This window comes from Pseudomonas sp. P5_B2, assembly GCF_056400445.1.
In genome coordinates, this window is record NZ_JBFULH010000007.1 from 1 (window position 1) to 12,234 (window position 12,234).

Here is a 12,234-nt window from a genome sequence, read left to right on the forward strand (position 1 = left end):
CCACTTGGCCATGATCGAGCCGCCACGGGAAACAATACCGGTCACACGTTTGGCGGTCAGCGGCACGTAGCGCAGCAATACGCCGGCATGGATGGTGAAGTAGTCGACGCCCTGCTCGGCTTGCTCGATCAGCGTGTCGCGGAACAGCTCCCAAGTCAGGTCTTCAGCGGCGCCGCCGACTTTTTCCAGGGCCTGGTAAATCGGCACGGTACCGATTGGCACCGGCGAGTTACGGATGATCCACTCGCGGGTTTCGTGAATATGTTTGCCGGTGGACAAGTCCATGACCGTGTCCGAACCCCAGCGAATGCCCCAGGTCAGCTTCGCTACTTCTTCTTCGATGGACGAACCCAGCGCGCTGTTGCCGATGTTGCCGTTGATCTTCACCAGGAAGTTACGGCCGATGATCATCGGTTCCAGTTCGGTGTGGTTGATGTTGGCCGGAATGATCGCGCGACCGCGGGCGATCTCGTCACGGACGAATTCGGGGGTGATGATTTTCGGCACGCTGGCGCCGAAGCTGTGGCCGGCGTGTTGCTGGTCCAGCAGGCCGGCGGCGCGGGCCACTTCCAGCTTCATGTTTTCGCGGATGGCAACGTATTCCATCTCGGCGGTGATGATGCCTTTGCGGGCGTAGTGCATCTGGCTGACGTTAGCCCCGGCCTTGGCGCGGCGCGGATTGTTGACGTGGGCGAAGCGCAGTTTGGTCAGTTCGGCATCAGCGAGGCGTTCCTGGCCGAAGTTGGAGCTCAAGCCCGGCAGGCGTTCGGTGTCGCCACGGGACTCGATCCACGCTGAACGCACATCGGCCAGGCCTTTGCGCACGTCGATGATGACATTGGGATCGGTGTACGGGCCCGAGGTGTCGTACACAACCACCGGCGCATTGATCTCGCCGCCGAAATCGGTCGGGGTCACGTCCAGGCTGATTTCGCGCATAGGCACGAGGATGTCGGGGCGCGAGCCCTGAACATAGATTTTTTGCGAGCGGGTAAACGGTTGAACCGACTGTTGATCGACTTGGGCCGAATCACTCAGGTTCATCGTATTTTTTGGTTTTATCGTCATCACGGGCTCTCCAGACAGCATCCAGGCAGTGGAATTTTGTCGGAGCGAACCTGTAACGAATGGACGCAGCCAATCAGCCATGACAATGCTGTTGGTGCTGTGCTCAGTGCTCGAGGGGTGTTCGATTGTCGAACAACATCCCGGACGAAGCACAAGAGGACTCGCCGGGTGACGAGAAATCTTGTTCCCTACGCAGGCGTTAACCTGATCAGGTTCAACGGGATCCGAAATTATTCGATCTCAGCCTCATAGCAAGGCACCCCGACAAGAACCCGGCCAGTCTAGACACAACTGACAGAGAACGCCAATACCGCTATAAACACCATGATGAATGGCGTATTCCGGATTGTTCCCGCCCTCTCGCACAACTACACTCGCTACGCCAAGCCACGCATTGACGTGGTACGTGCCGCGCCTTAGCCTTGGCGCTCAAATTATTTGTGTAATATTTTTTCTAGGGAACGCCTATGCTGCGCAAACTCTCACTGGCCATTGCCGTGTCTTGTGCGTCCAATGGAATGGCCTGGGCAGCAGAAGCGCCCGTTTCAAACAAGAACGATCTGGTCAGTGTCTACCAGGAAGCAAAGGCCAACAACGCCGACCTCGCGGCGGCCATCGCTCAATATGGCGCACAGAAAGAAGTCGTGCCCCAGGCCCGTGCCGGCCTGCTGCCCAATCTTTCGGGCGGTGCCGAACTGGCTAACGTGCGCACCTCGATCGATCAGCCTTCATCGACGGCCAATCGCGCTGCAAATTCGTATCAGGCCACCCTGGCGCAGCCGCTGTTCCGTGCTGATCGCTGGTTCCAGTTCCAGGCCGCCAAGGACGTCAACGAACAGGCCGCCCTGCAACTCTCGGCCACCGAGCAAAACCTGATCCTGCAGACGGCTGAAAATTACTTCAACGTGTTGCGTACCCAAGACAACCTGGCGTCGACCAAGGCCGAAGAAGCGGCGTTCAAACGCCAGCTCGACCAGTCCAATGAACGCTTCGATGTTGGCCTGTCGGACAAGACCGACGTGCTCAACTCACAAGCCAGCTACGACACCGCACGCGCCAACCGAATCGTTGCACAGCGCCAGGTAGATGACGCGTTTGAAGCACTGATCACTTTGACCAACCGTCAATACAAGTCGATTTGGGGCGTCACCCACAGCCTGCCGATCTTGCCACCGTCTCCGAACGACGCCAAAGCCTGGGTCGATACGGCGGCCAGACAGAACTTGAATTTGCTGGCCAGCAACTTCGCGGTCAGTGCTGCAGAAGAAACCCTCAAGCAGCGCAAGGCCGGTCATTTGCCGACGGTCGACGCTGTGGCGAAATACGAAAAAGGTGACAACGACGCACTGGGTTTCAGCAACCCGAACTTCGCTGGTCAGCCGTACAGTGGCAACGTCGAGCAAACGACCCTGGGCCTGCAACTGAACATCCCGATTTACAGCGGTGGCCTGACCACCTCCCAAGTGCGTCAATCGTATGCTCAGCTGGACCAGACCGAGCAGCAACGCGAAGCGCTGCGCCGGCAGATCGTGGAAAGCACCCGCAATCTGCACCGCGCGGTGAACACTGACGTTGATCAGGTTTCGGCGCGCAAACAGTCGATCATCTCCAACCAGAGTGCGGTGGAAGCGACCGAAATCGGTTATCAGGTGGGGACACGCAACATCGTCGACGTACTGGATGCGCAGCGTTCGCTGTACACCTCGGTGCGCGACTACAACAACACCCGCTACGACTACATCCTCGACAACCTGCGCTTGAAACAGCAGGCCGGGACACTGAGCCCGGGAGATCTGGAAGACCTGAAGCGTTACCTCAAGGCCGACTACAACCCCGACAAGGACTTTCTGCCACCGGGTCTGGCGAAGGCGGCTGAGGAGCAATTAAAAGCAAGACCTCCGCAGTAACAGGTCATCACTGTGGTGAGGGGGCTAACCCTCTCACCCCATTTATCAGCGATCGATCAACCGCCCCAGTCCATCCAGCAATCGCTGCAATGCGCCTTGATTGGTGCGCATCACCTTAAGTCCCGCCTCTGCCATCCTCTGCGCATCGCGCGGCAACTCGAACAACCGCTGCACCGCCAGCGCCAGGCCTTCGGCATCCTCCACTTCCTGCAACGCCCCGGCACTGCGCAATTGCGCGGCGATTTCGAGGAAGTTGAACAGGTGCGGGCCACTCAGGACAGGCTTGGCCAGCGCGGCCGGTTCCAGCAGGTTATGCCCGCCGTTCGGCATCAGGCTGCCCCCCACGAAAGCGCTGTCGGCCACGGCGTAGAGAAACAGCAACTCGCCCATAGTGTCACCCAGCAGCACCGAGGTGGCCGAAGTCACCGGTTCGCCTGTGGAACGACGCAGCGTGGCAAAACCCTGCTGCTGACACAGTTCGAACACCGTGTTGAAACGCTCCGGATGGCGCGGCACCAGAATCAACAACGCATCGGGATGATCGACCAGCAACTGACGATGGGCCGCGAGGACCACTTCGTCTTCGCCTTCATGGGTGCTGGCGGCGATCCACACCGGTCGTTCAAGCGCCTGCCACCGGGTACGCAGTTCGACGGCCCGTTGCAGCAGGTGCGGGTCGATGGTCAGGTCGAATTTGATCGAGCCGGTGACCTCCACGGTGTCAGGACGCGCGCCCAAATCACGGAACCGCCGGGCTTCGGCCTCGGTCTGTACCGCAAACAGGTTCATCTCGGCGAGCATCGGCTGGGTCAACTTGCTGAAGCGGCCATAACCCTTGGCCGAGCGTTCGGACAGACGTGCATTGGCCAGTGCCACCGGAATCCCGCGTTTGGCGCATTGATGAATGTGGTTGGGCCAGAGCTCGGTCTCCATGATCACCGCCAGGGTTGGTCGGACTCGATCAAGGAAACGCGCAGCGGCGCAGGGTAAATCGTAAGGCAAATAGCAGTGCTGGATGCGCGATTCATTGGCGAACAAGGCCAGGATGCGCTCGGATCCGGTCGGGGTCATGCAGGTCACGGTAATCGGCAACTGTGGATAACGTTGCAGCAAGGCGCGAATCATCGGCGCGGCGGCAATGCTTTCGCCCACCGACACCGCGTGCACCCAGATACCGCCCGGTTTCATCACCGGCAGTCCAAGGGAGAAACGCTCGCCAATACGCTTGGCGTACGCCGGCGCCTTACGCGCCCGTAGCCACAGCCGAATTGCTACCAGTGGCAGCCCCAGGTAAAACAGCGCGGTATAGAGAGTTCTATTCATGGCGGCGGAGTTTATCGACTTTTCTCGCCGATCGCCTGCAAGTGCACGGCAAAACGTTCCGCCAGCCAACGAGCCGCCGGGCCCAGCGGTTCATCACGACGCCATACCAACTCCACCACCAGCGCCGGCGGGGTCCATTCGCTGTCCAGTTCAACCATCAGGCCCTGATAAGCCGGGTACTGCACCACATGCCGTGGCAACCAGGCCCAACCGAGGCCGCGCACCAGCCATTCGGCCATGACGTAGAAACTGTCCGCGCGCCAGACTTGCGGGCTGGCCGGTTCGCTACCGGGATAGACGCTGGACTGTGTGGACATCAGCAACTGCCGATGCTGCGCCAGCGCCTGACAATCGACTTGAGCCTGTTTCGCCAGTGGATGGCCAACGCCGCACACCGTGACCATCTCGACGCTCCCCACCACTCGCCGCTCAAGAGCTTCGGGGATCTGGTCGTGATAAAACAGCAACCCCAGATCGGCGCGGCGCTCCACCAGTTTGCGCGCCACATCGCCCTGGGCGGCACTGGTCAGTTGCACTTCGAGGCTGGGAAATTTTTCGGCCAGGGCTTCGAAGCTTTCGATGATCGGCTGATAGGGCATGGCCTCATCCTGCGCCACACGCAAACGCGCTTCTTGGCCGCGCATCATGGCCAGCGCACGGCCATTGAGGCGCTCACACTGACGCAACACTTCGCGCGCCTCTTCCAGCAAGGCATTGCCGGCCTCGGTGAGTTTCGGCTGACGGCCACTGCTGCGGTCGAACAGGCTGACGCCCAAGTCTTCTTCCAGCAATGCAATCGAACTGCTGACCGCCGACTGCGCCTTGCGCTGATTGCGCGCCACGGCAGAAAAAGAGCGCTGCTCCGCTACGCTGACAAACAACCGCAGTTGCTCAAGATTCCATTGCATAGACCAACCCATCTTCATTACAGATAGGTAATGACTTTACCGCATCTGAAGAGTCTCTAAAATGCCGACCTCAGAAAGCAACACTTCACCCGAGGATGCCCCCATGACCGCTTACTACTACCTGGCCATCGCCATCTGCGCCGAAGTGATCGCGACTGTTTCGATGAAAGCCGTCAAAGGTTTCAGTACACCCCTGCCTCTGGTTCTGGTGATAGTCGGCTACGGCATTGCCTTCTGGATGCTGACCCTGGTGGTGCGCAGCGTTCCGGTGGGCGTCGCTTATGCGGTTTGGGCCGGTATGGGCATTGTGATGGTCAGCGTCGCGGCGCTGTTTATCTACGGACAAAAACTGGATGTGCCGGCGATGCTGGGGATGGCGTTGATTGTGTTGGGCGTTGTCGTCATCCAGTTGTTCTCCAAAACTGCAGGCCACTAAAGCCTGAAACACAAGCCCGCTCCCACAGGTTTTCATCCATCCAGTTGATCACCATCAATCCCCTTTTCTTCGAGTCTGTATACTGCGCCATCGTCTTGAACACTGAGGTCGCCGCCATGCCATCCCCTATTTCCACCGACGTTCTGATTGTCGGCGCTGGTGTCGCCGGCCTCTGGCTGAATGCGCGTCTGCGCCGCCAGGGGTTTTCGACCGTGCTGGTGGAAAACGCCAGCCTCGGCGGCGGGCAGAGTGTGATGTCCCAGGGGATCATTCACGGCGGCGCCAAGTACGCGCTGCATGGCGCCCTGACCGGGGCGTCGGAAGCCATTGCCGACATGCCGCGTCGCTGGCGTGAGGCGCTGGCAGGCGATGGCGAACTGGACCTGTCTGGCGTGCGTCTGTTGTCCGAAGCGCACTACCTTTGGTCCCCCGGCACGCTCGCCGGCAACCTCACCAGCTTCTTCGCCAGCAAGGCCGTGCGCGGCCGTGTCGATCAGGTCAAGGGCGAGCAATTGCCGCCGGCCCTGCAAGACAAACGCTTCAAGGGCAAGGTCTATCGCCTGGCAGAATTGGTGATCGATGTGCCAAGCCTGATCCAGCGCCTGGCCGATCTGGCCGGTGATGGCCTGCTCGCCGGACAGAAGATCGAACCGCTGCTGGAAGGTGGCGTACTGGTCGGCCTCAAGGTCGACGAACGCGAGATTCGTGCCCAGCGCATTGTCCTGAGCGCCGGTGCCGGCACGGCGGAGTTGCTGCAAGCGTTGGGGCTGAGTCAGCCCGCCATGCAGCGCCGGCCGTTGCACATGATCATCGCCAAAGGCCCGGGCCTCAAACCGATGTACGCCCATTGCCTGGGGGGCGGCACCAAACCGCGCCTGACCGTGACCACTCACCCGGCGGCCGATGGCCAGTGGGTCTGGTACATGGGGGGCGATATCGCCGAAGACGACGGCGTTGCCCGAGAACCCGCCGAGCAAATCGCCACCGCCAAGCAAGAAGTCGGGCAGTTGCTGCCATGGATCGACCTGAGCACCGCGCAATGGGCCACCTTGCGCGTAGACCGCGCCGAGCCGCTGCAATCGGGACTTATCCGCCCCGACAACGCCTTTGTTTCCGAGCAGGGTCGGCTATTGGTCGGCTGGCCAACCAAACTGGCGCTGGCGCCGGACTTCGCCGACCGGGTCATCGCCAGCCTGACGCGTGACGGCATCCAGCCGGGCCAGACCGCGCCACTGCCGCCGCTGCCAAAACCACCGATGGGCGTGCCCGCCTGGGATCAACTGCTGCCATGAGCCAACCGACCCTGCACGATCTGCACCGCCCGCTGGGCAGCACCGGTCTGCTGGTTTCGCCGCTGGGGCTGGGCACGGTCAAACTCGGCCGCGACCAAGGCGTGAAGTATCCCAACGGCTTCCAGATTCCCGACGACGACGATGCCCGCCGACTGCTCAAACTCGCCCGCGACATGGGCATCAACCTGATCGACACCGCACCGGCTTATGGCCGCAGTGAAGAACGCCTCGGTCCACTTTTGCGAGGCCAGCGTCAGGACTGGGTAATTGTCAGCAAGGTCGGCGAAGAGTTTACCGACGGCCAATCGAGCCATGACTTCAGCGCCGCCCATACTCGACTGTCAGTCGAGCGCAGCCTGCAACGTCTGGAAACGGATTTTATCGACCTGGTGCTGGTGCACTCCGACGGCAACGATCTGGCGATTCTCAATGACAGCGAGGTCTACGCGACCCTCGCCGAGCTCAAGGCCGAAGGCAAGATTCGCGGCTTCGGATTTTCCGGAAAAACCGCCGAGGGTGGTTTGAAGGCGCTGGAGCAAGGTGATTGTGCGATGGTCACCTACAATCTGAACGAGCAGAACGAGAAGCCTGTCATTGACTATGCTGCTGCTCACGGCAAAGCCATTCTGGTCAAAAAAGCCCTCGCCAGCGGTCATGTGTGCCTGAGTCCAGGCGTGGACCCGGTGCGCGCCAGCTTTGAGTTGTTGTTTGAGCATCCAGGTGTTGCCAGTGCTATTGTCGGGACCATCAATCCGCTGCACCTCGCCCACAACGTTGCGACCGTTGCCCAGGTCCTCCGTAGAAACTGATGCCGCCCGCGCGGCCTTAAGCAGGAGCCGACATGCCGCGTACGCTCATACGAAAGAACCCGAGCAACTTCAAGACCCTGCCGCTGTACGTCGAAGCAACTCCCGAAGGCTTGAGCTATCAGAGCGTCGGGATGCCGCTCAATTTCACCCAAACCCTGCAACGCCGTCGCCTCGTGACGGTGGCCAGCACCGAACGGTTTGCGCTGGAATTGGCCAATCTGGGCGTTTCGGTGCGCCTGACCCTGCATTGGCAGAATCGCGATTACTGGGTGTTGGTGCGTCAGCGTCGGCAAGACCGTGGCGACGTGGTGCTCAAGCTGATCTCCGGCTACGTACCGGCCCATGAATTGAACCTGCCGTTGCACACCGCCATTCAGGAAATAGCCGAAGAATGCCTGCTGGAAACCCCGGAAGGCTGGCTCGGCGGGCGTTTCAACGACACATGGCTGCCGGCGCCCTATGCCAGCGCCCTGCATTACCGCGAAGCGCTGCCGTTTCGCCTGACGCCGTTGTCCGGTTCGGCGCGCCCGGTGCGCTGCGCCAAACTTCAGTTGATCGAACGGCCGCGGGCTTACGTGCATCTGCCCACCGCGTCGTTGCAATTGATCTATGACTTGCGCCTGGAAGTGCCTAAAGAAGCCAAATCCCTGAGTCTTTTTCACGTCGACGAACGACTGGAAGGCGATCAACTGGTGGCCCGGCTCGACCGCAAGCGTCCGGACTTGTACCTGATGCCATTGCAGGACGGTCAGCCGATGGCCGAGCTCTACACGTTGAAGAAAGATCAGCTATACCCGGCAAGCACTCGCGGCTTGTTTCTGGCGGAGAGCTTCGCCAAGCAGGAAGGCTGGGTAGTGCGTGACGAGCGAATTCGCTGGAAGGACTGGGTACGCCAGCAGGGATTGAGTCCACCGAAGAAGGATTCGGGTCTGGCGCGGCTACGCGGGAAGGCCAAGCAGTTGCTGAAGAAGATCGTGCCGCGCAAGGCGGCACAATAGGCAAAACACCACTGAACTTTGTGGCTGCGGGGTTTAATTGTGGTGAGCAGGCTTGCCCCCTCACCACAACAAGCCCTCACCACAAGTCAGTTATTACGGATTTTTTCGACTATCGCCGTGGTCGAGCTGTTTGCCACCAACCCCAGCACTTTCACCGTACCGCCGTAAGCAGTCACGATGTCCGCGCCGACCACTTGGTCAATCCCATAATCGCCACCCTTGACCAATACGTCCGGCTTGACCTCACGCAGCAGGTTTTCCGGGGTGCCTTCAGGGAAGCTGATGACCCAATCCACTGCGCCCAATCCGGCCAATACCGCCATGCGACGGTCGACGCTGTTGATCGGACGACCCGGCCCTTTCAGGCGGCTGACCGAAGCATCGTCATTGACTGCAACGATCAGACGATCGCCCTGGGCCCGTGCCTGCTCCAGGTAGGTCACGTGGCCGGCATGCAGAATGTCGAAGCAGCCATTGGTGAAGACGATTTTCTCTTTGTGCGCACGCGCATCGTCGACCGCCAGCAGCAACTGCTCAAAGCCCAGCACACCGCGCTCAGAACCTTCTTCACGCTGGATGGCGCGACGCAGTTCCGGGGCGCTGATGGCCGCCGTACCGAGTTTGCCGACCACGATGCCCGCCGCCAGATTGGCCAGGGCCACCGCGTGCGGCAATTCTTCGCCAGCGGCAATCGCGGCTGCCAAGGTAGAAATCACGGTATCGCCGGCACCGGTCACGTCGAACACTTCGCGGGCGCGGGCCGGCAAGTGCAGCGCAGGATGATCAGGGCGCAGCAAGGTCATGCCGTGTTCACCACGGGTCACCAGCAACGCGCCGAGGTCCAGGTCGTGCATCAGCTGCGCGCCTTTGCTCACCAGCTCGTGCTCATCGGCGCAACCACCGACGATGGTTTCGAACTCGCTGAGGTTCGGGGTGATTACGCTGGCACCACGGTAGATCGAGAAATCCTTGCCCTTGGGATCCGCCAGCACCGGAATGCCACGGGCACGGGCAGCCTGGATCAGAACCTGATGGTTTTTCAGGGCGCCTTTGCCGTAGTCGGACAGCACCAGCACCTTGATGCCCTCGAGCAACTCGTCGACTTGCTCGCCAAGCGCCAAGGCATCGGTGGCGAAGGGTTCTTCAAAGTCGATACGCAGCAGTTGCTGGTGACGACTCATGACCCGTAGCTTGACGATGGTCGGCTGGTGCGCGATGCGCTGGAATAGCGCCCGGACGCCAGCGCCCTTGAGGCTATTGGCCAGGCTGTCGGCAGCTTCGTCGTCGCCGGTCACGCCGACCAGCGAGGCCGGGGCACCGAGCGCGGCAATGTTCAACGCAACGTTGGCGGCACCGCCCGGGCGGTCCTCGATTTGCTCGACCTTGACAACCGGTACCGGCGCCTCAGGGGAAATCCGTGAGGTACCACCATGCCAGTAACGGTCGAGCATGACATCGCCGACCACCAAGACAGGGGCTTGATCGAATCGCGGCATGGACAACTTCATGGAGCAACCCACATACAGAATGAACAGGGGCGCGATATTACCACAGGGTTGGCGTGGCCTTGCGCATGGCATGAACGAGGGCGTAAAAAGCAAAAAAAAGCAGCCTGGTCAGGTTCAAGAACCTCAGGCTGCGATTTTTCAGGCCGTCATTAAAACTGACGGACGCCGAGGGTCAGGCGATGTCTTCAGCCGGGGCGTCGAGGCCCATGGCGTTCAGGCGGGCGTAGTAACCGTTTTGCGCCAGAAGCTCGGCATGGGTGCCGCGCTCGACGATCCGGCCCTGATCCATCACCAGAATCAGGTCAGCCTTTTCGATGGTCGACAGACGGTGAGCGATCACCAGGGTGGTCCGGCCTTTCATTACCTGGTCCAGTGCCGCCTGAATGTGACGCTCGGATTCGGTGTCGAGCGCCGAAGTGGCTTCGTCGAGTATTAGCAATGGTGCGTTTTTCAACAGGGCCCGAGCGATGGCCAGGCGCTGGCGCTGACCGCCGGACAGCAGCACGCCGTTCTCGCCGACCTGGGTGTCCAGGCCTTGTGGCAACTGCGCAATGAAATCCATTGCGTRGGCATCTTTCGCGGCTCTTTCGATCGCGTCACGAGGTGCGCCCGCCAGATCGCCATAAGCAATGTTATTGGCCACCGTGTCACTGAACAACGTYACATGCTGGGTTACCTGAGCAATGTGCTTGCGCAGGTTCAGCAGTTTGTACTGCTCCACTTCAACACCATCGATCAGGATCTCGCCCTTGTCGTGGTGGTAGAACCGTGGAATCAGGTTGGCCAGGGTCGACTTGCCGCTGCCCGACCGCCCAACCAGCGCCACCATTTGCCCAGGCTCGGCCGAGAAACTGATGTCATTGAGTACCTGGCGATCGGTGCCCGGGTAGGTGAAGCTCAGATTGCGCACGTCCAGGCGACCGCTGACGGCATCGCGCTCCACGGTGCCGGTATCGACTTCAGGCTCGACGTCCAGCTGCTCGAAAATACTCTCGGCCCCCGCCACACCTTTCTGGATGGTCGAGCTGACTTCGGACAACTGGCGGATCGGCTTGGGCAACAGGCCGGCCAGGGTGATATAGGCAACCATGTCACCAGCCGACGCATCGCCACGCAGGTACAGCACCAGAAACATCAATACGGCCATGGCGCTGTAGATCACCAGTTGCAGCAATGGCGTGTAAATGGCCCCGGTGCGCGTCATGCGCAGTTGTTTGTCGGTGTTGCCCTGACTGGCTGCGAAGAAACGCTTCTCTTCGTAGACTTCACCGCCAAAGCTGCGCACCACGCGATACCCCTGGATGGTTTCCGAGGCCACGTGAGTCACGTCACCCATCGCCACTTGGATTTTCTTGCTCTGCTTGCGGAATTTCTTGCTCGCGGTGCGCACCATGACGGCGATCAGCGGCAGGATCGCAATCATGACCAGCGTCAGCCGCCAGTTCATGTACAGCAGCGAGGCAAACAGGAAGATCACGGTCATGCCTTCACGGATTACGACCTTGATCGCATCTGTGGCCGCCCCGGTGACCATCGTCACGTTGAAGGTGATACGTGAAATCAGATGACCCGAGTTATGCTTGTCGAAATAGCGATTGGGCAGAACCAGCAGGTTATTGAACAGCTGCACTCGCAGGTCATGAACCAGCCCGAGGGAAACCTTGGCCAGAAAGTAGTTACCCAGATAAGATCCCAGCCCTTGCCACGCCGCGATCAGAATGATCAGCAATGGTACCGCCTGCAACAATTGCAGGTCGCGCAGGTAAGGCACCGTGGGGAAAAGCACCGCCTCAGGGTTGGACAGGCCATCGACAAAGTACTTGAGGATGTAACCAAGCATCGGCTGCGTCGAAGCGAAAATCAAAAAGCCGACAATGCTGATCAGAAACAGACTGATGTACGGCCGGACATAGCCGAGCAGGCGGAAGTAGATTTTCAAGCTCGATGGGCTTGCGGAGAGACTAGAGTCGGTCATATCACGCGTT

The 12,234-nt window shown here is 60.2% G+C and carries 10 protein-coding genes and 1 riboswitch; of the genes, 5 read left to right on the forward strand and 5 right to left on the reverse strand.

Annotated features, from left to right (window positions below):
• Positions 1–1,068, reverse strand: a 1,068-nt coding sequence (locus tag AC1DRJ_RS01910) for a phosphomethylpyrimidine synthase ThiC (protein ID WP_477800557.1), incomplete at its 3' end; no start/stop codon positions are given.
• A gap of 168 nt (positions 1,069–1,236) precedes the next feature.
• Positions 1,237–1,342: riboswitch (TPP riboswitch) on the reverse strand.
• A gap of 193 nt (positions 1,343–1,535) precedes the next feature.
• Here AC1DRJ_RS01910 and AC1DRJ_RS01915 point away from each other — a divergent pair.
• Entirely contained in the window at positions 1,536–2,975 is a 1,440-nt protein-coding gene (locus AC1DRJ_RS01915; RefSeq protein WP_477800558.1) for a TolC family outer membrane protein, read from the forward strand.
• A 45-nt stretch (positions 2,976–3,020) separates the two neighbouring features.
• Here the strand turns inward: AC1DRJ_RS01915 and waaA are convergent, their stop codons facing one another.
• Both waaA and AC1DRJ_RS01925 read right to left on the reverse strand, forming a co-directional pair.
• Positions 3,021–4,298: a lipid IV(A) 3-deoxy-D-manno-octulosonic acid transferase gene (gene waaA, locus AC1DRJ_RS01920; protein ID WP_477800559.1), complete on the reverse strand. Its 1,278-nt coding sequence runs from the start codon at positions 4,296–4,298 to the stop codon at positions 3,021–3,023.
• 11 nt (positions 4,299–4,309) lie between these two features.
• Positions 4,310–5,206 carry a LysR family transcriptional regulator gene (locus AC1DRJ_RS01925; protein ID WP_477800560.1) on the reverse strand — a complete coding sequence of 299 codons (897 nt, stop codon included), beginning with the start codon at positions 5,204–5,206 and terminating at the stop codon, positions 4,310–4,312.
• A gap of 103 nt (positions 5,207–5,309) precedes the next feature.
• Between AC1DRJ_RS01925 and AC1DRJ_RS01930 the strand changes: the two genes are divergently transcribed.
• From AC1DRJ_RS01930 to AC1DRJ_RS01945, 4 genes are all read left to right on the forward strand, one after another.
• Positions 5,310–5,642: a DMT family transporter gene (locus tag AC1DRJ_RS01930; protein ID WP_015093202.1), complete on the forward strand. Its 333-nt coding sequence runs from the start codon at positions 5,310–5,312 to the stop codon at positions 5,640–5,642.
• Positions 5,643–5,758: 116 nt separating this feature from the next.
• Positions 5,759–6,934 carry an NAD(P)/FAD-dependent oxidoreductase gene (locus AC1DRJ_RS01935; protein WP_477800561.1) on the forward strand — a complete coding sequence of 392 codons (1,176 nt, stop codon included), beginning with the start codon at positions 5,759–5,761 and terminating at the stop codon, positions 6,932–6,934.
• Positions 6,931–7,743, forward strand: a complete 813-nt coding sequence (locus tag AC1DRJ_RS01940; RefSeq protein ID WP_477800562.1) for an aldo/keto reductase — start codon at positions 6,931–6,933, stop codon at positions 7,741–7,743. Before AC1DRJ_RS01935 ends, AC1DRJ_RS01940 begins: the two co-directional genes overlap by 4 nt.
• Before the next feature lie 32 nt (positions 7,744–7,775).
• The gene (locus AC1DRJ_RS01945) at positions 7,776–8,741 is read left to right on the forward strand and encodes a metal ABC transporter ATPase (protein ID WP_477800563.1); all 966 of its coding nucleotides are present in this window, start codon (positions 7,776–7,778) and stop codon (positions 8,739–8,741) included.
• 86 nt (positions 8,742–8,827) lie between these two features.
• Here AC1DRJ_RS01945 and hldE read toward each other — a convergent pair whose 3' ends face one another.
• The gene (gene hldE / locus AC1DRJ_RS01950) at positions 8,828–10,249 is read right to left on the reverse strand and encodes a bifunctional D-glycero-beta-D-manno-heptose-7-phosphate kinase/D-glycero-beta-D-manno-heptose 1-phosphate adenylyltransferase HldE (RefSeq protein ID WP_477800564.1); all 1,422 of its coding nucleotides are present in this window, start codon (positions 10,247–10,249) and stop codon (positions 8,828–8,830) included.
• A gap of 172 nt (positions 10,250–10,421) precedes the next feature.
• Positions 10,422–12,224 (reverse strand): lipid A export permease/ATP-binding protein MsbA, encoded by a 1,803-nt coding sequence (gene msbA / locus AC1DRJ_RS01955; RefSeq protein ID WP_477800565.1) that lies wholly within the window; start codon positions 12,222–12,224, stop codon positions 10,422–10,424.
• Between the last annotated feature and the right edge of the window lie 10 nt (positions 12,225–12,234).